This is a genomic window from Caenispirillum salinarum AK4 (assembly GCF_000315795.1).
GTDB lineage: Bacteria > Pseudomonadota > Alphaproteobacteria > Rhodospirillales > Rhodospirillaceae > Caenispirillum > Caenispirillum salinarum.
In genome coordinates this window covers 1-21,246 of the sequence record NZ_ANHY01000030.1, presented here as the reverse complement: position 1 = coordinate 21,246, position 21,246 = coordinate 1, and the positions used below count along the sequence as shown (strand labels likewise).

Here is a 21,246-nt window from a genome sequence, read left to right as displayed (position 1 = left end):
AAACATCATGGCATCCATCGGCGGGCCTGCGTCGGGTATGACCGTGTCCACCGTCCAGCAGTTGTTCGGGACGGACAAGAAGGACGATGCGGATACAGGGCGGGAGATCACCGACCCGGTCCAGAAGATCCGCGACATGGCGGCGGATTCCAGGGACGGAACACGACGGGTCGTCACCTACAAGATGCTCGACGCCCTCTACAGACTGCCCGAGGAAGACCGCCGCGACGTGGCGGAGGCTGTCGGTCCGGCGCTGCTGGGCGTCTACGAGCGGATCGAGGCGCTGGACCCGCTTGTGCGCGCGTCGGTCATCATCCAGATTCGCAAGAACGCCGAGCAGAACACTGCATTTACGGGTGAAATCCGCACCGACAACGGATTCCTCGTCAGGCTCGACAGCGGCATGACGGCCAAGCAGGCCGACACGGCGGCGGAGGAGGCCGCGGTCGCGTCGGGCGATACCGTCAAGGGCAAGATCGACCGGCTGGAGGAATGGGTGACGGCCGAATACGATCCAGAGGAAACGCCGCCCCTCAGCGAAGAGGAATGGAGCGTCCTGCGCGACGACGCGGTCGCCAAGGCGCGCGAGGATCTGGAGGCTTACGGTTTCCAGGGCGGCGGGTTGGAAGTGCTGGACGACGGCACGCGGCGCCTGGGTGCCTACTCGGTCTTCTATGCCGTCGACCGCAAGGACTTCAACTTCGGCCTGCACCGCTACTTCGTCAACGGGCAGGGCGGCGGTGGGTCCGCCTTCGCCTACGAGGTGCGGAACGTGGACCAGGAAGTGGTCATGAGCCTGCGCGGCGCTAACGGTGTACCCGCCGACAGCCCCCTGTTCGACATGCTGGCCTGAGGCGTTCAGCTGAATTTTTCGTGATCCGCCGCGGCCGGCCCTCCCGTAGCCCTGGGCAGAAAGCGGCCGGCACCCCGGTGCCGGTCGTCCTGTCGAACCAAGCCGCGAGGAGGCATCATGCCTGACGACACGCCGCTGACCCCTTCCACCGAACGCATGGATGTGCGCATCGGCATCCCCGAGGAACATCGCAAGCGCCTGACGGACGGCCTCGCCAAGGTGCTGGCCGACTCCTACGTCCTGCTGGGCAAGACCCACGGGTTCCACTGGAACGTCACGGGCCTTCAGTTCCACAGCCTGCATGAGATGTTTGAGGAGCAGTATCAGGACCTGCAGGACGCCGTGGATGAGGTTGCCGAGCGCATCCGCGCCCTGGGCTTCGTCGCTCCGGGCTCGCTGTCGGATTTCCTGCGCATGTCCGACATCGTGGACACGCGCAATGCGCCCGACGCCATGGACATGGTCCGCCAGCTGGCCGAGGATAACGAGGCGCTGAGCCGCGCCTGCAAGCAGGTTGTCGCGATCTGCCATGAGGCGGAGGATACGGTGACCGAGGACCTCATGAACGAGCGCATGGCGGCGCACGACAAGACCGCCTGGATGCTCCGCGCCACTGCGGCCTGATTTGCTGCGTCGTCGAACGCCTGGTCGTGGCGCCGCCCTGACGCCAGGGGTGGCGTCACGATCTTTTTCATGAAACAGGAAATTCTGATGCGCGCCTGATCCGCGCTGGCGGCGCCGCACGTAGTCCCTGTACTCGTGTGGAGACTGTAATCATGATCGACGACCCATTGGTCGATCTTGCTGCGACGTTGGAACGGGCCCTCGTACTCCTGGACGAGGAGGTGGAGGACACCGACCGGCGCGTGACCATGCACCCGCTTGTCAGCCGCGCCTTGGACGCGGCCCGCCAGCGCTATCCCGGTGTCGCGGCGTTCTACATCTATCAGGGCCTGGGCGAGGCCCTGTCCTGGCGGGATGTGCCCAAGTCGGCGCTGCGCGATGTCCTGATGGAGCTTGCCGTATCCGCCCGGGCGCTGACCCGGTGGACCGGGGCTGACGTGCCGCATGACAGCCGGGAGGCGGAGAGGGCGTTGGTCGATGAAACGACGGCGTTCCAAGCGCCGGCGTCGGCATCGCTGGACCTGGCTGGATTGGAGACGGCGTTGCGCCGCCTTGGCGAGGACGTTCTGCGCGAGCCCGTGCCCCCGCGCCTTCTGAAAGCCGTCGTTCCGCCGGAACCCGACGGGACGTGACGCCGGAACGTCAAAGGCCGCCCCGATCGCGGGGCGGCCTTGGTCATGGTCGTGCGGCGCCGTCTGCGGCGGACCTTATTCTTCGCTGGAGGAGCGGGACTCGAACACGTCCTCGGGATTCATTTCTTCGGGCTCGGGCGCCTGGTCGCCGTGCTGGGCGTCGCGGCCGAACACCTTCTCGATGCTGGGTTCGTCCATCTGCACGGGCTGCACCTCGGGCTCGGGCGCCTGTTCGGCCTCAAGCTGCTTGCGGCGCGGGGCGGCGATGATGAGCGCCTTTTCCAGGTCGGCCTCGCTGCACAGGCCCAACGTCACCGGGTTGCGCGGCTTGATGGCCGCCGAATTCCAGTGGGTGCGGTCGCGCACGGCGTTGATGGTCGGCTTGGTGGTGCCGATCAGCTTGGACAGCTGGGCGTCCGACAACTCCGGATGATGCTTGAGCAGCCACGCAATGGCGTCCGGGCGGTCGTGACGCTTGGAGACCGGCGTGTAGCGCGCGCCCTTCGACCGCTGCTGCGGCGTCGGAATGTCGCTGACGCGCAGCTTCAGGCGGGCGTCCGGGTTCTTCTCGCAGCGCTCGATCTCCTCGCGCGAGAGCTGGCCGTTGGCGATGGGATCGGCGCCCACGATGCCGGTCGCGACCTCGCCGTCGGCAATGGCCTGCACCTCAAGCTCGTGCATGCCGCAGAACTCGGCAATCTGATCGAACGTGAGGGCCGTGTTCTCCACCAGCCAGACGGCCGTTGCCTTCGGCATGAGCGGCAGCGCCATGGGACTTCCTTCCAAACAAACGGGTTGGGGTATGAATGCGAAATGAGACTGTTCGTTTACGGTATTCCGCCGCCAGACTCAACCGCCATGCGCGCCTTGTGCGGGCTCATTCTCCGGTCGTCAGCATGATCTTGCCGATGTGCGCGCTGCTTTCCATCAAGTGGTGCGCCTGGGCTGCCTCGGCAAGGGGAAAAACCTTGTGGATCATCGGCTTGACCTTGCCCTGGTCGAGCAGCGGCCAGACCTTGGCGCGCAATTCCTTGGCGATGGCCGCCTTGTCCCCGGTGGGGCGCGAGCGCAGGACGGAGCCGGTAAAGGTCAGGCGCTTGAGCATCATGGGCATCAGGTCCACCTCCACCTTCGACCCTTTGAGGAAGGCGATGGAGACGTGGCGCGCTTCCGGCGCCATGGCCTTCATGTCGCGGCCGATATAGTCGCCGCCGACCATGTCCAGGATGACGTCCACGCCCTTGCCGGTCTTCTCGCGCACCACGGAGACGTAGTCCTCGTCCCGGTAGTTGATGGCGTAGTCGGCGCCCAGGTCGCGGCAGGCCTGGCACTTTTCGTCGGAGCCGGCCGTGGCGAAAACGGTGGCGCCGAAGGCTTTCGCGAGCTGGATGGCCGTGGTGCCGATGCCGCTGGTGCCGCCGTGGATGAGGAACGCCTGGCCCGCCTTCAACTGGCCGCGCTGGAACACGTTGTGCCATACGGTGAAGAAGGTTTCCGGCAGGGCCGCCGCCGACAGCATGTCGTACCCCTTGGGCAGCGGCAGGCACAGGTCGTCGGGCGTGGTGGCGTATTCGGCGTAGCCGCCGCCCGACAGCAGCGCGCAGACCTTGTCGCCGGGGCTGACGGAGGTGACGCCCTCGCCGATGCGCTCCACGGTGCCGGCCACTTCCAGGCCGGGAATGTCGGAGGCGCCCTTGGGCGGCGGGTAGAGGCCCTGGCGCTGCATTACGTCGGGCCGGTTGACGCCTGCGGCGGCGACGCGAATCAGCACCTCGCCGGGGCCGGCCTCGGGCAGGGGGCGCGTGGCGGGTTTGAGCACGTCGGGTCCGCCGGGCTCGGCGATCTCGATGCACGACATGGTGGGCGCCATGGTTGGGGTCCTCCTGCTTGTGTTCCGGGGCCTCTTGTCTGGTAGTGTGTCCGACACCAGTTCGGCAAGCGCCGATTTCACTCGCGGAGACAACGCCATGGTCATCAATCCCGACGATCTGGAACCCAAACGCCCGATGCCCAAGGCCGTGGACCTGGAAACCATGTCGATCGAGGGGCTGGAGGAGCACATCCAGGACCTGGAGGCGGAAATCGCCCGCACGCGCGAGGTCATCGGCCGCAAGAAGGCGGCCCGCGCAGGTGCCGAGAGTTTCTTCAAGAAGTAACCACACCACTCCAACGCTTCGACAGGAAGGGAGGACGCACAGGTGCTGAAAGGCAGATCGGCGGTCGTGACTGGATCGACCAGCGGCATCGGGCTTGCCATCGCCCGCGCGCTGGCCAAGGACGGCGCCAACGTCATGCTCAACGGATTCGGCGACGCCGCCGAGATCGAGGCGGCGCGCAAGGGCATCGAGGATGAGTTCGGCGTCCGCGCCCTCTATCGCCATGCCGACCTGTCGGATGGGCAGGCTGCCCATGATCTGGTGACGGCGGCGGAGGCGGAGCTGGGGTCGGTCGACATCCTGGTCAACAACGCCGGCATCCAGCACACCGCGCCCATCCAGGACTTCCCGGCGGAAAAGTGGGACGCCATCATCGCCGTGAATCTGTCGTCGTGCTTCCATACCATGCGCGCGGCCATTCCGGGCATGCAGAAGCGCAACTGGGGCCGCATCATCAACACGGCCTCCGTGCACGGGCTGGTCGCCAGCAAGGACAAGGCGGCCTATGTGGCGGCAAAGCACGGGCTGGTGGGCATGACCAAGGTGGTGGCACTGGAGAACGCCCAGAGTCACATCACCTGCAACGCCATCTGCCCCGGCTGGACGCGCACGCCGCTGATCCAGGCCCAGATTGACGCGCGGGCGGAAACGTTCGGCGGCGACGAGGATGCCGGCATCCGCGACCTGCTGAGCGAGAAGCAACCGTCGCAGCGGTTCGTCATGCCCGAAAACCTGGCCGCCATGTGCGTCTTCCTGTGTTCGGAGGCTGCCGACGGCATCACCGGCGTGTCCCTGCCCATGGACGGCGGCTGGACGGCGCAGTAGGGGGAGGCCGCGGCAGTGTGGCGGGCGTCGAGCGCGGGTCCCTGCTTTCGCAGGGACGACGGTTTTTTAAGTTGTTGTCATTGAAGGAAAAATAATCGTCATTCCCGCGAAAGCGGGAATTCACATCCGCTGCCAGACGCCGCCCGGCAATCATCCTTCAACGCACAAAAACGGCGCGCCATCAACGGGATAGCGCGCCGTTTTCATGTTCCGGTGAAGGCGTCAGTTGCGGCTTTCGTAGACCTCGACGTCGCCATCGGACTCGAAGGTCACGATGTCGTAGGGCTCGGTGTAGCCGCCCTGTTCCATGCCGGGGCTGCCGATGGGCATGCCGGGCACGGCGATGCCGCGGGCATCGGCCGGAGCTTCCTTCAGGAAGCGGGCGAGCGTGTCGGCGGGCACATGCCCTTCCACGACCTTGCCGTCGATGGTGGCGGTATGGCAGCTGCCGAGCTGCTCGGGCACGCCCAGCATGCCCTTCACCACATGCATCTCATCGGTGTCCTTGACCTCCACATCGAAGCCGGCGGCGCGGGCGTGGTCCACCCAGGCGCCGCAGCAGCCGCAGGACGGGTCCTTGTAGACGGTCATGGTGCCGTGCTGCGACGGCTCGGCGTGGGCGGCGGAAAAGCCGAGGCCGAGAGCCAGAGCCAGGCCGGCGGCGGACAAGATGGCGGCGGGTTTGCGCATCGTCAGAATCTCCCATGCGGGCCGGGTTTCCCCCGGCGTCTTCCGGCAACATAGGTAGCGCTTCCAGCCGGTGGAAGGTCAAGCCGGTCCGGCCCGAGTCGCAGCGCGGTTTTCCTTGCGTGCGAACGGTCCGGCCGACGACACTGTCGCTCCGTCGCAAGAACCGGAGAGCCGCCCATGACAACCCGCAACCGGAAGCAGGCCGAGCCCACGGCCGCGCCACCCGCCAAATACGGGCCGCCGCCCTTCCTGAAAGCGGTGGTCATCGCGCTGGTGGGGGCGGCGCTGGCCCTCACGCTAGAGTTGATCTTCAACGCGGTGGAGCCTCGGTGGTGGCGGTCGCTCGGCATCGGGGTTGGGCTGGGGCTTGGTTTCCTGGCCTACGAGGTCTGGATTCGGCGCCGTCGCAACATGATCTCGGAAGGGCGGGACCCGGACGCGCCGAAAGGCTGACACGCCCGGAAATGATCCTTCGGGAGGGTCGCGCGTAGGTTTCCAAACGCATCGCCGAGGATGAGCCTCATGCCTCAGACCCTGCCTCCCGCTCCCGAACCGGATCTCGGGCCGCCGGCCTGGCTGAAAAGCCTGGTCATCGGCCTGCTCGTCGCGTCGTTCGAATTGACGGCGGAGCTTATGATCCTCGGCCCCGCCGCCACGCCGTGGCTGTCGCTCACGCTGTTGTGCGCCGTCGGTCTGCTGGCGCACACGGTGTTCTCGGTGCTCGACCACAAGCGCCGTGGCGCGTGGAGCGAGCGCCGGGACGGTGCCGGGCAGGCGGCGGAAAGCCGCTAGCCGGGGGCACCGTCCCTTCGTTGGATCGCACTCAACTGGCCTTCGGGAACTGGTGGTGGCCGTGGTCGCAGCGGCCTTGCGCGTGCTTCTCGTCGCATGATTGGCCGTCGGCCTTGGCGCGCAGGCCGATCCAGTCGTCTACCGCCACCGGATCGAAGCCGAACCGCATCTCGCCCTTGGCCGCCATGAGCGGGCGGCGGATCAGCGTCGGGTCGGCGATCATGTGCTCCAGCGCCTTGTCCGGCGTCTGCGCGTCTGGGTCGATGGCGTTGGTACGCACCTTGGGGTGCAGCTTGTTCAGCCAGGTGTTCACCGGCCGGCTGGAGAAAAAGGGCCGCAGGGTCTCGGCGGTCCAGGGCTCGGCCGTCAGGTCGCGGACCTCCAGCGTGTGGCCGGCGGCCTCCAGTTGCTTGCGCTGGCGCGCGTTGGCCGGGCAGTCCGGCTTGCCGTAGAAGACGATGTGCGCCATGGATCGGGTCTCCTTCATCATGAGGCGCGCGGCGTCGTCGCCGGTCGAGCCTGGGGGCACGCTCGGCACCGTCGACGCGTCCGCATGACGGCATCCTTGATAACCCGAAAAATGATGAGATAATAGGCCCTGCCGCGCCTGCGCCCAAAAAATATGCAAAGCCTTGGCGACTCCCCTCAGGACCGGCGAGAACGTCCATATCCCTGGACCCCTGGAGCGCATGAGGTTTTTCCATGGCGAACGTCACTTTTTCCAGCCCTGCCATGCCGCGTGACGCAACCGTCTACGCGGTGGCGGGCGACACCTCCACCATCCTGGCGCTCGCCAAGCGCCACGAGATTCCCATTCCCCTGCAGTGCCAGGACGGCGAGTGCGGCGCGTGCCTGGTGAAGATCACGACGCTGGGCGACAAGAAGCCCATGGCGATCACGCTGACCGACAAGGAAAAGCTGACGCTGTCCGTCAACGGCAAGCTGACCAAGCAGCAGCTGTACGAGGCCGAGACCAACGACGTCCCGCCGCCCTATCGCCTGGCCTGCCAGTACATCGTCCGCGACGAGGACATCCTGGTGGAATTCAGCGGCGAGCCGGGCGTGGAGATCGAACTGAGGCGCTGACGGCCGGGGCCTTGCGTGCAGGGCAGGGCACCCGTGAACACGGTGGGGCCGCCGGCCGTTACTATGCCGACTTGCAAACGTACGGAAGCACGGAGGTCCCCATGGCCGACGGACGCCACAACACCGGCACCGGCGATAGTACCGGTGGCGACATCATCCGCATCATCCTGGCAATCATCCTGCCGCCGCTCGGCGTGTTTTTCGAGGTCGGGCTCGGCAAGCACTTCTGGATCAACGTGATCCTGACGATCCTGGGCTATATCCCGGGCATCATCCACGCGCTGTGGGTGATCATCAAGAAGTAGCCCGGCCCGCCGGGCAAGGAGAAGGGGCGCCGGTTACCCGCCGGCGCCCCTTTTTCGGGTCGGTACGGGATGGCCGACGCCAGAGGCGGGTGCCTCCGTTCGAGGCTGTAAAGAGGTCGGTAAACGGTGCCCGGCAGGACGGTGGGTGTTGTATGTGGATTCCTGCTTTCGCAGGAATAAGGGGTAATTTTCTGTTCTAAAACATCAACGTGCAAAATCCGTCGGCCCCTGGGGAAGCAGGGCCCAAGGACGCCGTCAGCCGCCCTTGCGGCACTCTCGCCGCCGCCTCCACACCGGGGCTTACTTCTCCGCCATTCCTGCCGGCTTCGGGCCACCGTGGGCCCAGTCCAGAAGCTCCACCGTATGAACGATGGGAATGTGGGTGCCCTGGCCGATCTGGGTCATGCAGCCGATGTTGCCGGCGGCGATGACGTCGGGCTTCACCGATTCGATGTTGGCGCACTTGCGGGCCAGCAGCTTGCCGGCGATCTCGGGCTGTGTGAGGTTGTAGGTGCCCGCCGAGCCGCAGCAGAGGTGCGCCTCCGGCACGTCCTTAACCTTGAATCCCGCCTTCGCCAGCAGCTGCTTGGGCGGCAGCTTGACCTGCTGGCCGTGTTGCAGCGAACAGGCGGAGTGGTAGGCCACCGTCAGGTCGCTGAGGTCGATCTTGGGCTGCGGCAGGTCCAGGCTGGACAGGAACTCGCTGATGTCCATGGTCAAGCCGGACACCTTCGCCGCCTTCTCCGCCCACTCCGGATCGCGCGAGAGCATGTGGCCGTAGTCCTTGACCGTGGTTCCGCAACCCGACGCATTGATGACGATGGCGTCCAGGCCGTCGCCCTCGATCTCCTTCATCCAGGCGCGCACGTTGTTCCGAACGTAATCCTGGCCTTCGGCCTCGCGCCCCATGTGGTGGACCAGCGCGCCGCAGCACCCGGCATCCGGCGGGACGACCACCTCCACGCCCAGGCGGTTGAGCAGCCGCACGGTGGCGTCGTTGATGCGCGGGTCCAGCGCCGGTTGCACGCACCCCTGCAGCAGCGCGACACGCTTCTTGCGCGGTCCGTCGGCCTTGAAGGTGCCGGGCTTGTTGTTCTTCGTCATGGGCGGCAGCTTGCCCGGTGCCAGCTCCAGCATCGTGCGCAGCTGCTTGGGCATGATGCCGGCGAAGGGGCGGCCCAGGCGCGCGGCCGTCATGGCGGCGCGGAAGCGGCTGGTGTTGGGCATGACGAAGGCCAGCATGGCGCGCGTCAGCCGGTCCATGGGCGGCCGGGTGTAGGTTTCCTCGATCCGCGCGCGGGCCTGGTCGACCAGGTGCATGTAATCGACGCCCGACGGACAGGTACTCAGGCACGACAGGCAGGACAGGCAGCGGTCGATGTGCTTGACCACCTTGTCGCTGGCCGGCTTGTCGTTCTCCAGCATGTCCTTGATGAGGTAGATGCGCCCGCGCGGGCTGTCCAACTCGTCCCCCAGCAGCACGTAGGTGGGGCAGGTGGCCGTGCAGAAACCGCAGTGGACGCACTTCCGCAGGATGGAGTCGGCCTCCTGGATCGCCGGGTCCTGAAGCTGTTCGGGCGTGAACTTCGTCTGCATGAAATCAGAGTCCCTCGGCCATGCGGCCCGGATTGAGCACGCGCGCCGGGTCGAAGTTGTCCTTCAGGCGGCGCGACAGGGCGGCCAGCGGCTCGGGCTGGGGGTGAAAGACGGGAACGGCGGCGCGCACGTCGGCCGCGGCGCGCACCAGGGTGGCATGACCGCCGCCGGCGTGAGCGACGGCGTTGCGAACCCGCTCCGCCTGGCCTGCCACGTCGCCGTTCTCCAGGCTCAGCCACACGAGACCGCCGCCCCAGTCGTAGAGGCAGTCGACGGACCCGCTCTGGCGGCGCAGGGCGTCGACCACGCCTGGCCCCTCCGTCGGCGCGACGGAAACCCGCCACACCGGGCGGTCCAGCGGCTCGGTCAGGGGCTGAACGTCGCGCACGGCGGCCCAGGCCAGACGGCTTTCGCCGGAGCCGACCTCAACCGTCTCGCCAAAATCCGCCAGTTCCCGGCACAGCGCCTTGGCGCGATATTCCACCGAGGGGCCGGGGCCCTCCACGCGGATCAGGGTAACCGACGTCCCGCGCGAGGACACCGCCTCGGCTTCACAGGCGCTGGCGGCAGCGGCTGGCATGTGCGCGGCGCCCGAAACCTCGTGGCTGGAGGTGAGCGCGCGGCTCATGCACCGGGCCGCGTCGGCGTCGGACGCACCCAGCACCAGCACGGTGCGCGTATCCTCCGGCGCCGGCAGGACCTTGAGCGTCAGTTCCGTCATCACGGCCAGCGTGCCGTAGGAACCCGCCAGCAGCTTGCACAGGTCGAAGCCGGTGACGTTCTTCACCACCTTGCCACCGGCCTTGAAGATCTCGCCGCGCGCGCCGACGGCCTGGCAGCCCAGGAAATGGTCCCGCGCCGCCCCCACCTGCACCCGGCGCGGCCCGGCCAGGTTGGTGGCGACCAGCCCGCCCAGCGTTCCCCGGCCGGGGTCGCCGCCCAGCAGGCCCGTCAGGTCGGGCGGTTCGAAGGCCAGATGCTGCCCGGCGTCGGCCAATGCGGCATGAATGTCGGTCATGGGCGTGCCGGCCTGGGCGGTCAGCACCAGTTCCGGCGCGCTGTACTCGGTGATGCCCGACAGGCGGGACAGGTCCAGCGTCGTGCCGATGTTGACGGCGCGGCCCAGCCCGGCCTTGGAGCCGTGGCCCTGGACGTTGAGCGGTGCCTGGCTGTCCACCGCCCAGGCGACCATGTCGCGCACCTGGTCGGCGTTTTCGGGGGTGACGATGTCGGTTGTCATCGGGCCTCAGAAACGCGGGATGTCCGGGAACGGCAGGCGGCCGCCGGTGACGTGCAGCTTGCCCAATTCTGCGCAGCGATGGAGCGTCGGGTAGACCTTGCCCGGATTCACCAGGTGGTCGGGGTCGAAGGCGCACTTGATGCGCTGCTGCTGCTTGATGTCGTCCTCGCCGAACATCACCGGCATCAGGTCGCGCTTCTCGATGCCCACCCCATGCTCGCCGGTCAGAACGCCGCCGACCTCCACGCACATGGTCAGGATGTCGGCGCCGAAGGCTTCGGCTTTTTCCAACTCGTCGGGCTGGTTGGCGTCGAACAGGATCAGCGGATGCAGGTTGCCGTCTCCGGCGTGGAAGACGTTGGCGACCCGCAGGCCGTACTTGTCGGACATCTCGCGCATGCGCCGCAGCACCTCGGGCAGGGCCTTGCGGGGGATGGTGCCGTCCATGCACAGGTAGTCGGGGCTGATGCGGCCGACGGCGGGGAAGGCGGCCTTGCGCCCGGCCCAGAAGGTGGCGCGCTCGGCGTCGTCGCGGGAGATGCGAAGCTCCGTCGCGCCGTTGTCCTTGGCGATCTGCTCCACCCGCTCGATCAGGTGCTCGACCTCGGCGGCGGGGCCGTCCAGCTCGCAGATGAGCAGGGCTTCCACGTCCAGCGGGTAGTTGGCGTGGACGAAATCCTCCGCCGCGCGAATCGCCGGCTTGTCCATCATCTCCAGCCCGGCGGGGATGATGCCGTTGCCGATGATGTCAGCCACGCAGTCGCCCGCCTGCTCGTTCGACGGGAAGCCCATGAGCACGGCCTTTGCGGTCTCCGGGCTTTTCAGGATGCGCACGGTCAACTCGGTGATGACGCCCAGCATCCCCTCCGACCCCGTGACGATGCCCATGAGGTCGTAGCCGCCCGAATCCAGGTGCTTGCCGCCCAGGCGCACGACCTCTCCATCGGGCAGGACCATCTCCAGGCCCAGCAGGTTGTTGGTGGTCAGGCCGTATTTCAGGCAGTGCACGCCGCCCGCGTTCTCCGCCACGTTGCCGCCGATGGAGCAGGCGATCTGGCTGGAAGGATCGGGAGCGTAATAGAAGCCTTCGTGCGCCACGGCTGAGGTGATCGCCAGGTTGGTCACGCCCGGCTGGGCGACTACGGTGCGGTTGTCGAAGTCGACGTCCAGGATCTTGTTGAACTTGCCAAGACCGATGGTCACCGCATCGGCCAGCGGGAACGAGCCGCCCGACAGCGAGGTGCCGGCGCCCCGCGGGACGATCTTCACGTTGTTTTCATGGCACCAGCGCATGACGCGGCTGACCTGCTCCGTCGTTTCGGGCAGGACGACCACCAGCGGCAGTTGCTTGTAGGCGGTCAGGCCGTCGCACTCGTAGGCCTGAAGCTCGTCTTCATCGACGATGACGCCTTCGCCGGGAACGATACGGCGCAGCGCCTCGACGATTTCCGACCGGCGGGCGATGGTGCCCTGGTCCGGTGCGGGCATTTTCATGCCGGCTCCTCCCTGGTTGATGCGGCCGCGTCGTGTCGGCGGTCCTTGTGAACATCATATGGGGGAAGGGGGTGCCGAAACAATGCCGAGCAATGCGTTAAGGCTTTATGCTCACCATGCAAACGAAAAAGCCGCGCTTTCGCGCGGCTTTTTCGTGTCCTGTCGACGAAGAAGACCGATCCCGGACCGGGCCGGCCCCGCCGGCGGCCATGGCGGCCGCCGTTGTCCTCAGCCCTGGCGGGCCTTGAAACGCGGGTTCTTCTTGTTGATGACGTAGACACGGCCTTTACGACGCACGACGCGGCAGTTCTTGTCGCGGGTCTTGGCCGACTTCAGAGAGTTGCGCACCTTCATAACCAGTTCCTCGAAGCCCTGGGTTCCGATCAAAAGAGAGCGCGCACCATACGGTCGCGCCCCCGGTGTGTCAACGCCGGAATGGGGCTTTTCCGCCCGCTTCCGGCAGGAAAATCAGGAAAGTTCCGGCGGTTTCTTCTTCTTGCGCTTGCTGGCCGGCGCGATGGCGTGAAACCGCACGATCTTCAGCACCCCGGAATCCATCAGCGCCAGGCGCCGCATCCAGATTTCCGCCTCGCGCATCAGCGCAACGCCAAGCTCCCGGTCTTCCTGCAGGTGCTTCTTCTTGAGGCCGGCCATGAGGGTGGCGAAGCCCTGCATCACCATCTTGCGGTAATCGGGGCTGACGTCCTGAACCACGCGCAGGTCCATGTCCTCTGCCCGGATCAGTTCGGCCAGCCGCGGGCCGGGGATGAGGTGGGGGCGCGAGGGCTCGTTCTCCGCCCAGTGTTCCAGTGCGCCGGGGTCGGGCTTGTCGCCGGGCATGAACTCGATCAGCAGCAGGTGGCCGGCCGGCTTCACGCCGGCGCACATCTGCTCGATGGTCTTCTCCTTGTCCGGCAGCCGGTGCAGCCCCAGGCGCGAGAACACGACGTCGAAGCCGTTGGGGCGGACCTTCATGCGCTCGGGGTTGAAGGAAATGACCGGTGCCTTTTTCTCCAGGCCGTGCTTGTAGCTTTCCTTCATGCCGCTTTCGACCAGCGGATCGGACACCTCGATGCTGGTCACCCAGGTGCCGAAGTTCAGCGCCAGCGAGCGCCCGTCGCCGCCCATGCCGGCGTTGACCTGCAACATGGACATGGCGCTCGACGGCGAGAAGACGCGGAACTGCTCCAGGATGTATTCGTCGCCGCCGGGCAGGCTGTGTCCCATGCCCCACAAGCGATCCATCAGGCGCACCCGGTGGGGCGGCCAGGCCGGGTCGATGGGTTTTTCCGGAGGGCGTTCGGGCTTGTACAGGCTTTTCTTGCGCGCCTCCGCCGCGGCGGTGGCACGCGCGGCGGAGGCGTCGGCCTGCGCGCGTTCCTTTTTGCCCCGCCGCAGACGCCCCAAAAGACCCCTGGCCGGTTTCGTATCGCTCTCCGAGCGGGCCAAGACCCCTCCTTCTCTTCGCGCCTACGCCATACGGTAAGGCTACTACTAGCGCAGCGTAGCAAAAAAATCACCCCCGCTTTCATGCCGTTGAAAGCGGGGGCTGTGAAGGGGCCTTATCCGGCCGGTCGAAGGACTACAGGCGGGCGAGCCACGCGCGCATGGCCTCGTTCACCTTTTCCGGCGCTTCCAGGGTGGAAAGGTGGCCGCAGCCCTCGATCTCCACGTACTGGGCGTCGGGCAGCTTGTCGACCATTTCCTGGTGGACCTTGGGCGGAGTCATCTGATCCTCGGCACCGCACAGCACCAGCGCGGGCACCGTCACGTTGGAAAGATCGCCGCGTCCGTCGGGACGGTTGATGATGGCTTCCTGCTGCTTGAGGAACCCGACCACGCCCACGCGGGCCGCCATGGCCGCGACGCGCGCCTTCAGCGCCTCGTCGCCGGTGCGGCCGGGCGCGACCAGCATGGGCCACATCTCGTCGCACACGATGTCGAAGTCGCCGCTTTCGGCGCGCTCCATGTACTTGCGGCGGGCCTCCTGCTGCTCGGGCCGGTCGGCCCGCGCGTTGGTGTCGAGAAGGCCAAGGCCCGTGACCCGCTCCGGCGCCTGGCGCATCACCTCCTGCGCGATGTAGCCGCCCATGGACAGTCCGGCGATGGCGAAGCGCTGGGGCGCGTCCTTCAGCAGGCGCGCGGCGAAGCCCTCCATGCTGTCGTCGTTGGCGACGTCGGCGATGGTGATGTCGGCCTCGTCGGCCAGTGCATCCACCTGCGGCGCGAACAGTTCGTCGTCGGTCAGCAGGCCCGGCACCAGCACGAGCGGAGTCTTGGACATGCGGTAATCTCCCGTTTCTTATATGGGGGTATCGAAAATGTATTCGGGCGGTGTTACTTGATGAGCGTCTGGCTTATCTCGCGGAACGCGTCGTGCCGGGCGTCGCCGAGCCACTCGAACAGCACGCTTTCCGTCGGCACGATGCGCACGCCGCTGGCCTGCATACGTTCGAGACCGGCCTCGCGGTCCCGAGGATGGCGGGACGAGCAGGCGTCGGCCACCACGAAGACCTCGTAGCCGCTCTGCAGCAGGCCCAGCGCGGTCTGGCAGACGCATACGTGGGTTTCGATGCCCGCGACGATTACCTTGGGACGGTCCAGGCCCCGCAGGCGCTCCACGATGTTGGGAGCGCCGGCGCAGGAGAACGAGGTTTTTTCCAGAAAGTTCTCCGGCGCCGTCAGGTCGCGCAGGTCCACCATGGTCGGGCCCAGGCCCTTGGGGTATTGTTCCGAAACCGTCACCGGCACGTCCAGCCGCGCCGCGCCCTTCATCAGGCGGCCGCAGTTGTGGATGACGGCGCGCGGGTCGTCCATGACGGGGCACAATTTTTCCTGCACGTCGACGATGAGCAGGGACGACTGGTCGGCAGTCATCAACATGGCGGTCCTCCTGGCTTTTCGCGTCGTTTCCGGCCCTTGGGGCGGCGCGCGGTTCCACGAACGGTAGACCAATTCACGGGCCTCGCCAAGGCGCGCCGGTTCAGCTTTTTCTTGCGATCGTTGACAGCGGGCCGTGGCGCTCTATTATCCGGGCACAAACCAATTTGGCCCTGGGCCGCGCGTTGCCTTTACACGGGCCGAACAGCCGCCCCCGCCAAATCCTAAAAGGCCAGACTTTATTCGCATGACCTTTTCCGATCTCGGACTGACTCCGGAAACCCTCCGCGCCATTGAAGACGTCGGCTACAACGAGCCGACGCCGATTCAGGAGCAGGCGATCCCCTATGTGCTGATGTGCCGCGACGTGCTGGGCATTGCCCAGACCGGCACCGGCAAGACGGCGAGCTTCACCCTGCCCATGATCGACATCCTGGCGCAGGGCCGGGCCAAGGCGCGCATGCCGCGCTCGCTGATCCTGGCGCCGACGCGCGAGCTGGCCTCGCAGGTGGCGGAGAACTTCAAGCTCTACGGCAAGTACCACAAGCTGGCCATGGCGCTGCTGATCGGCGGCGAGAGCTTCAAGGAACAGGAAGCGGCGCTCGACAAGGGCGTGGACGTGCTGATCGCCACGCCGGGCCGCCTCATGGACCTGTTTGACCGCGGCCGCATCCTGCTGCAGGACGTGAAGATCCTGGTGATCGACGAGGCCGACCGCATGCTCGACATGGGCTTCATCCCCGACGTCGAGCGCATCGTGTCGTTCCTGCCCAAGATCCGGCAGACGCTGTTCTTCTCGGCCACCATGGACGCCCAGATTCGCAAGCTGGCCGACGCGTTCCTGATGAACCCGAAAGAAATCCGCGTCAGCCCCAAGACGTCCACGGCCGCCACCGTCAAGCAGGCGCTGGTCATCGTCGACCAGCACGACAAGCGCCGCGCCCTGCGCGAGCTGCTCGACAAGGAAGACGTCCGCAACGCCTTCATCTTCTGTAACCGCAAGCGCGACGTCGGCGTGCTGTTCCGCTCGCTGACCAAGCATGGCTACGACGCGGTGCAGCTGCACGGCGACATGCCGCAGAACGAGCGCACCGTCATGCTCGACCGCTTCAAGAAGGGCGACGCCAAGCTGATGGTCTGCTCCGATGTGGCGGCGCGCGGCATCGACATTTCCGACGTCAGCCACGTGTTCAACTTCGACGTGCCCAGCCATTCCGAGGACTACGTCCACCGCATCGGCCGCACCGGCCGCGCAGGCAAGGAAGGCCACGCCTACACCCTGGCAACGCCCGAGGACACCAAGTACGTGGAGGGCATCGAGAAGCTGATCGGCAATAGCATTCCGCGTGTCGAGGTGGAAAGCGTCGAGACCGCGGATTTGGATGCCGACGAGGGCCGTGGCCGCCGTCGTGGTGCAAAGCGCGGCGGGCGCAAGGCCGACCGGCCCGAGAAGCCGCGCCGGAGCGAGGACAAGCAGCCCCCTGTCGCCGCCGAGGAGCCGCGCAAGGAAGAGGAAACGGCCGCGCCGCCGGCGCCTCAGGAGAAGCCCGACCGCGAGGCCGAGGTCCGGGGCGGCGACCGCCGCCGCCCGGAGCGGGGCAACGGCCGGCGCAACAGCCGCCGCCGCGACGATCACCCGGCGTGGGAGGTCGAGGAGATCGAGATGCCGCGTGATGCCGTCGCCTTCGGTGGGCACACGCCGGCGTTCATGCTGGTGGACCCGGAGGCCGAGGGCCTGCGCATCCGCGCCGAGAAGGACCGCAAGGAGGCCGAGGCCGAGAAGCGCCGCGCCGCCGCCGAGGCCCGTCGCGCCGAAAAGGAAGCCGCCCAGGCGGAAGCCGAGGAGACGGCCGCCGAAACGGCCGAGGCCGAGGCGCCGGCCGGCGAGGACGCACCCGTTGTCTCCACGGACGCGGCAGAAGCCGCCGCCGAGGAGCCGAAGAAGCGCCGCCGCACGCGCCGCCCGCGCAAATCGGAAAAGCCCGCCCAGCCGCCGGCTGCCGCCGTCGATGCCGCCGTGCAGGCGGTGGACGAGGTGTTGAACGGCGAAGCGGAGGGGCCCAAGGCGCCGGAAACCACCGTTGAGCCGGCCGGCGAACCCGTTTCCATGGAAGCGGCGCCAGACCAAGGCACCCAGGCCGAGGTGGCGTCGGACGCGTCCGGGGAATCCGTTGCCGAACCGGCCGGTGAGCCGGTCTCGACGGAGCCGCCGGCGGAGGAGGGCGCCGAGCCCAAGGGCAAGACCCGCCGCACGCGGACCACCAAGGCCAAGGCCACTCCGGCGAAGCCGCGCCGGACCGCCGCCAAGAAGGACGCGCCGGCGGAGGCCGAAACCGGCGAGGCTGCGGCGTCGGCGGACGAGGCCACGGACGCCGAGGCGGAAGCGCCGAAGAAGAAGGCGCCGGCGCGCCGGACCGCGGCGAAGAAGACGACCACGGCCCGCAAGTCCACCACGACGCGAACCCGCAAGAAGGCGGCGCCGGCTGCGGATGCGGGGGAGAAACCCGCCGCGCCGGTGGAAGGCGAGGCCGCCACCACGGCGACGCCGGAGCCTGCCGCCGATGCCGAGGCGCCGGCCAAGCCCAAGCGGACGCGCGCCAAGGCGTCCACCACGGCGAAAAAGACGGCGACGCGCAAGGCGCCGGCCAAGAAGGCGACGGCGACCCGCTCCCGCAAGAAGCCGGCGGCGGACGAGGCGCCGGCTCCCGAGGCGGAGAACGCCGAAGCCTCCTCGGCCAGCGATTGACCGACTGACCGCCGGAATGGCGATACGAAAAGGCCGGGTGCCCACCGCATCCGGCCTTTTCTCTTTTACTTTCGTCATTTGGTGGCGGTACGGCCGCGCAAGGCCGCCCAGGTTCAGCCATCGTTTTCCGCGACCTGTTTCCGTTTGGCGCGCACGGCACGGTCCAGCCAGTCCATGACCGGCGTCGACAGCAAGCCGTGCAGCACGATGGAGATCGCGACCGTACAGGACACGATTGCCCAGGTCCGCTCCACGTCGGCGAAACCGGCGTGGTTGATGCCGAAGGCGAGGTAAAAGAACGACCCCACGCCCCGGACGCCGAAGAACGACGTCACAAGCGCCTCGCGCCAGCCCTGGCCGGAGACCGCCAGGCCGACAAGCCCGCAGGCGGGGCGCACCACGACGACCAGCACCAGGCAGACGAGCATGTCGCTCCAGGTCAGCGGGGCGAGGAGACCGCCCGTCAGGTTGAAGCCGAAGATGATGAGCAGCCCCATCATCATCAGGTGCTCTATCTGGTCGGTGAACTGATGGAGGTCGTGGACGAAGGTGTGTTCATAGCGCTGCTCGGTCCGACGCACCATGAGGGCGGCCAGGAACACTGCAAGAAAGCCGTAGCCGTGGACCAGCTCCGCCACGCCGTAGGACAGGAAGGTGATCCCGAGCGAGACGAATCCGCGCCGGCTGGCGGCGAGGTGGAACCTGCGCGGGTGGCGGAACGTCAGCCAGCCGAGCAGCCAGCCCACGGCCCAGCCGGCGGCGCACCCGGCGGCGATCCGCCAGCCGACGTCGTAGGCGAGCCAGCCGAGCGTCCAGTCGCCGCCCAGGCCCTCGTAGGTCGCAGCCCCGATGGCGAACCAGACGAACGGGAAGGCGAGGCCGTCGTTCAGTCCGGCTTCCGTGGTCAGGGTGAAGCGGGCGTGGCCGCCGGGACCGGACCGGGGCGGCCCGACCTGCACGTCGCCCGCCAGCACCGGGTCGGTGGGTGCAAGCACCGCGCCCAGAAGCAGCGCCGTGGCCAGCGACAGGCCGAGCATGGAGCCGCCGACCAGCGCGCCCGTCACGATGGACAGCGGCATGGTCACGCCCAGCAGCAGGAAGGTGGCGCGCCATTGGCGCAGCGGCAGCCGCTCGTCGATGCGCAGGCCCGCGCTGGTGAGCGAAATCAGGACCAGCAATTCGGTCAGGCGCTCGGTAAGGGCCGGGTGTGCCCGGAAATCCATCGTCACGCCCGGGCCGAGCAGGAGGTCCAGCAGAACGCCCAGCCCCATGCAGATCATGGGCAGCGACAGCGGCATCCGGCGGATGACAAGCGGAACCCAGGCGACGAGGAGGATCAGGAGGCCGATGCCGGCAATCGCCGCTGCATAGGTATCGATGCTCATGCTCCCCTCACGTCTGCCAGTCCAGCAACGCGGGAGAGCCGGGCGCCGCTCGCGTCCGGTGCGGAGCGAGCGGCGCGGGCCGGGCCTATTCGGTGCGCGGCGGGGCGTTGCTGCCCTTGATGGTCGCCACGAAGCGCGACAGCGTGTCGGAAATGGCGCCGCGCTCCAGCATCACCTCGATCAGGTGGAACCGCTCGGCATCGGCCACGGCGGCATCAAGCGCCTTCTTCAACTCCGCCCGCGTCGTCGCCCGGTGGCCCCGGCCGTTCAGGGCCTGGGCCAGGTCGGCGAAGCGCCATTCGGCCAGGTTGTTGTAGCTGCCCTCGGGCTGGAAGGTGCGCAGCATTTCCCAACTGGCGTTGTTGAAGACGATCACGATGGGCGCCCATCCGTTGGCGTTGCAGTTGCCCAACTCCCACCCCGTCATCTGGAAGGCGCCGTCGCCCACCAGGATCAGCGGACGCTCGCCCGTCGCCGCCGCCACGCCCAGGCCGGCAGGCACGCCAAAGCCCATGGTGGCGTAGTAGCCGGGTGCGACAAGGGCCGTGTTGTGCATGTCCATGGCGGTAAACAGGCAGTCGCCCATGTCGGCGGCGATGGGCATGGGCCCATGGGCCTTGAACAGGTCGTTGACGGCCCGCGCGATGTCCATGGGGCCGACGGGGGTGTCGTCGGCCTCCAGTCCCTCGGGGCAGATCTGCGGCGAGGGCTTGCGGGCGGCGGCGGCCGCGCCGGGTTCCTCGGCCTGGCGCAGCAGTTCCTCCACCAGGTCGGCAAGCGGGATGCCGGGATACTTGTGATAGCCAAGGCCGACCTCGCCATCGGCGGCGATGACGGCGCGGCGCAAGTCGATGTTGCGGCCCGAGACGCCGAAGTTGGTGTCCGACAGGATGACGCCCAGCGCCAGCAGCGCGTCGGCATCCTCGATGATGTCGCGCACATCGGGCTTGCCGGCGAGCCCCATGTAGACACCGACCAGCGGCGCGTCGGTCCCGGCCAGCAGGCCGCGGCCCATGAATGTGGTGGCGACAGGAATGTTGAGGCGCCGGGCGAGGCGCGCGACCTCGTCCTCGATGTCGTGGCGGCGCACCTCAACGCCGATCAGCAGCGCCGGTGCCGAGGCGGTCTTCAGCTTCTCCAGGATTTCGGCGGCGCAGGCGGCCACGGCATCGGGCTCTGCGCGGCGGCGGGGCAGGGGCTCCACCGGCTCGCAGGGCTCGGCCACCATGTCGCGGGGGATCTCGATGTAAACGGGGCGGCTTTCGTCGATACAGGCGCGCAGCACGCGGGCGATCTCCCGCGGCGCGGTGCGGGCGTCGTCCAGCACGGCCTGCGCGCAGGTGATTTCCTGGTAGACCTTGAACTGGCTCTCGATGGTCTTGGCCTGGTGGTGCAGCAGCAGGCCGCGCCCCTTCTCGCCCTTGCCCGGTGCGCCCGAGATGACCACAAGCGGGGTCTTCTCGGAATACGCCCCGGCCACCGGGTTCACCATGTTCAGCGCGCCGGCGCCGTAGGTAACGCAGGCGACGCCGATGCCCTTGTGAATGCGCGCCGCCGCGTCCGCCGCGAAGCCGACTCCGGGCTCGTGGCTCAGGCAGTACAGCGGCAGAATGCCGGTGGATTCGATGTAGCGGAAGAAGGGCAGGGCGAAATCGCCCGGAATGCCGAAGATTTCCCGCGCGCCGTGATCCTTCAGGGCGCTGAGCAGGACCTCGCTGATGCTCGCCATGGACGGTCGGTCTCCCAAATCTGATGTGCCGGCTGCGGAGGCCGGTGTTGCCTGGGAGAGTAACGGTTGAGCCCAGCGGGGGCGAGCGTTGTTTTCCTGGTGTTAAAGAAGGTTTCCGGAAATGGAGGCGGGGGGGGGGGGGGGTCGGGCCCCCCCCCCCCCCCCCCCCCCGGCCGGGGCCCCGGGGGCGCGGGCGGGGGGCCACCCTTTGGA

The 21,246-nt window shown here is 67.6% G+C and carries 23 protein-coding genes; 10 read left to right on the top strand and 13 right to left on the bottom strand.

Annotated elements, in window-relative coordinates; all coding sequences use genetic code 11:
• The first annotated feature begins 7 nt into the window (after positions 1-7).
• The 3 genes from C882_RS21270 (at position 8) to C882_RS21260 (ending at position 2,109) form a co-directional block, all read left to right on the top strand.
• Positions 8-853 carry a hypothetical protein gene (locus C882_RS21270; RefSeq protein ID WP_043647079.1) on the top strand — a complete coding sequence of 282 codons (846 nt, stop codon included), beginning with the start codon at positions 8-10 and terminating at the stop codon, positions 851-853.
• Positions 854-970: 117 nt separating this feature from the next.
• Positions 971-1,477, top strand: coding sequence for a Dps family protein (locus tag C882_RS21265; protein WP_009542750.1), 507 nt, complete (start codon positions 971-973; stop codon positions 1,475-1,477).
• A gap of 152 nt (positions 1,478-1,629) precedes the next feature.
• Positions 1,630-2,109, top strand: coding sequence for a hypothetical protein (locus tag C882_RS21260; RefSeq protein ID WP_009542749.1), 480 nt, complete (start codon positions 1,630-1,632; stop codon positions 2,107-2,109).
• 75 nt (positions 2,110-2,184) lie between these two features.
• On the opposite strand, the gene C882_RS21255 is transcribed toward C882_RS21260, so the two are convergent.
• Both C882_RS21255 and C882_RS21250 read right to left on the bottom strand, forming a co-directional pair.
• Positions 2,185-2,880, bottom strand: a complete 696-nt coding sequence (locus tag C882_RS21255) for a DUF1013 domain-containing protein (protein WP_009542748.1) — start codon at positions 2,878-2,880, stop codon at positions 2,185-2,187.
• Positions 2,881-2,986: 106 nt separating this feature from the next.
• Complete coding sequence (locus C882_RS21250) at positions 2,987-3,979, bottom strand: NAD(P)H-quinone oxidoreductase (RefSeq protein ID WP_009542747.1); 993 nt, start codon at positions 3,977-3,979, stop codon at positions 2,987-2,989.
• A 97-nt stretch (positions 3,980-4,076) separates the two neighbouring features.
• On the opposite strand from C882_RS21250, the gene C882_RS21245 reads away from it, so the two are divergent.
• Both C882_RS21245 and C882_RS21240 read left to right on the top strand, forming a co-directional pair.
• Positions 4,077-4,265 (top strand): DUF1192 domain-containing protein, encoded by a 189-nt coding sequence (locus tag C882_RS21245; protein WP_009542746.1) that lies wholly within the window; start codon positions 4,077-4,079, stop codon positions 4,263-4,265.
• A gap of 42 nt (positions 4,266-4,307) precedes the next feature.
• Complete coding sequence (locus tag C882_RS21240; RefSeq protein ID WP_009542745.1) at positions 4,308-5,090, top strand: 3-hydroxybutyrate dehydrogenase; 783 nt, start codon at positions 4,308-4,310, stop codon at positions 5,088-5,090.
• 222 nt (positions 5,091-5,312) lie between these two features.
• On the opposite strand, the gene C882_RS21235 is transcribed toward C882_RS21240, so the two are convergent.
• On the bottom strand, positions 5,313-5,780 hold the full coding sequence (locus C882_RS21235; protein ID WP_009542744.1) for a DUF411 domain-containing protein: 468 nt from the start codon (positions 5,778-5,780) through the stop codon (positions 5,313-5,315).
• 177 nt (positions 5,781-5,957) lie between these two features.
• On the opposite strand from C882_RS21235, the gene C882_RS21230 reads away from it, so the two are divergent.
• A complete protein-coding gene (locus tag C882_RS21230) occupies positions 5,958-6,233 on the top strand; it encodes a hypothetical protein (protein WP_009542743.1) in 276 nt (91 codons plus the stop codon).
• Positions 6,234-6,302: 69 nt separating this feature from the next.
• A complete protein-coding gene (locus C882_RS21225; RefSeq protein ID WP_009542742.1) occupies positions 6,303-6,572 on the top strand; it encodes a hypothetical protein in 270 nt (89 codons plus the stop codon).
• A gap of 31 nt (positions 6,573-6,603) precedes the next feature.
• Here C882_RS21225 and C882_RS21220 read toward each other — a convergent pair whose 3' ends face one another.
• Positions 6,604-7,041, bottom strand: a complete 438-nt coding sequence (locus C882_RS21220; protein WP_043647077.1) for an ArsC/Spx/MgsR family protein — start codon at positions 7,039-7,041, stop codon at positions 6,604-6,606.
• 233 nt (positions 7,042-7,274) lie between these two features.
• On the opposite strand from C882_RS21220, the gene C882_RS21215 reads away from it, so the two are divergent.
• Together C882_RS21215 and C882_RS21210 are read left to right on the top strand one after the other, a co-directional pair.
• On the top strand, positions 7,275-7,658 hold the full coding sequence (locus C882_RS21215) for a 2Fe-2S iron-sulfur cluster-binding protein (protein WP_009542740.1): 384 nt from the start codon (positions 7,275-7,277) through the stop codon (positions 7,656-7,658).
• Positions 7,659-7,759: 101 nt separating this feature from the next.
• On the top strand, positions 7,760-7,963 hold the full coding sequence (locus C882_RS21210; RefSeq protein WP_009542739.1) for a YqaE/Pmp3 family membrane protein: 204 nt from the start codon (positions 7,760-7,762) through the stop codon (positions 7,961-7,963).
• 300 nt (positions 7,964-8,263) lie between these two features.
• On the opposite strand, the gene glcF is transcribed toward C882_RS21210, so the two are convergent.
• The 7 genes from glcF to C882_RS21175 all read right to left on the bottom strand — a co-directional run bounded on the left by glcF (position 8,264) and on the right by C882_RS21175 (position 15,176).
• Positions 8,264-9,559, bottom strand: a complete 1,296-nt coding sequence (glcF, locus tag C882_RS21205) for a glycolate oxidase subunit GlcF (protein ID WP_009542738.1) — start codon at positions 9,557-9,559, stop codon at positions 8,264-8,266.
• Between the two features lie 4 nt (positions 9,560-9,563).
• Positions 9,564-10,799 (bottom strand): glycolate oxidase subunit GlcE, encoded by a 1,236-nt coding sequence (glcE, locus tag C882_RS21200; protein WP_009542737.1) that lies wholly within the window; start codon positions 10,797-10,799, stop codon positions 9,564-9,566.
• Between the two features lie 6 nt (positions 10,800-10,805).
• Positions 10,806-12,293: an FAD-linked oxidase C-terminal domain-containing protein gene (locus tag C882_RS21195; RefSeq protein WP_009542736.1), complete on the bottom strand. Its 1,488-nt coding sequence runs from the start codon at positions 12,291-12,293 to the stop codon at positions 10,806-10,808.
• Between the two features lie 228 nt (positions 12,294-12,521).
• Positions 12,522-12,647, bottom strand: coding sequence for a type B 50S ribosomal protein L36 (ykgO, locus tag C882_RS21190; RefSeq protein ID WP_009542735.1), 126 nt, complete (start codon positions 12,645-12,647; stop codon positions 12,522-12,524).
• Between the two features lie 114 nt (positions 12,648-12,761).
• A complete protein-coding gene (locus tag C882_RS21185; RefSeq protein ID WP_152415454.1) occupies positions 12,762-13,742 on the bottom strand; it encodes a class I SAM-dependent methyltransferase in 981 nt (326 codons plus the stop codon).
• Positions 13,743-13,875: 133 nt separating this feature from the next.
• Positions 13,876-14,577, bottom strand: coding sequence for an alpha/beta fold hydrolase (locus C882_RS21180; protein WP_009542733.1), 702 nt, complete (start codon positions 14,575-14,577; stop codon positions 13,876-13,878).
• Between the two features lie 53 nt (positions 14,578-14,630).
• Complete coding sequence (locus tag C882_RS21175) at positions 14,631-15,176, bottom strand: hydrolase (RefSeq protein WP_009542732.1); 546 nt, start codon at positions 15,174-15,176, stop codon at positions 14,631-14,633.
• A 244-nt stretch (positions 15,177-15,420) separates the two neighbouring features.
• Here C882_RS21175 and C882_RS25860 point away from each other — a divergent pair, with 244 nt between their 5' ends.
• Complete coding sequence (locus C882_RS25860; RefSeq protein WP_009542731.1) at positions 15,421-17,919, top strand: DEAD/DEAH box helicase; 2,499 nt, start codon at positions 15,421-15,423, stop codon at positions 17,917-17,919.
• Between the two features lie 113 nt (positions 17,920-18,032).
• Here C882_RS25860 and C882_RS21165 read toward each other — a convergent pair whose 3' ends face one another.
• Both C882_RS21165 and ipdC read right to left on the bottom strand, forming a co-directional pair.
• Positions 18,033-19,304: a cation:proton antiporter gene (locus C882_RS21165; protein ID WP_009542730.1), complete on the bottom strand. Its 1,272-nt coding sequence runs from the start codon at positions 19,302-19,304 to the stop codon at positions 18,033-18,035.
• An 85-nt stretch (positions 19,305-19,389) separates the two neighbouring features.
• A complete protein-coding gene (ipdC, locus tag C882_RS21160; protein ID WP_009542729.1) occupies positions 19,390-21,033 on the bottom strand; it encodes an indolepyruvate/phenylpyruvate decarboxylase in 1,644 nt (547 codons plus the stop codon).
• Positions 21,034-21,246: the final 213 nt, after the last annotated feature.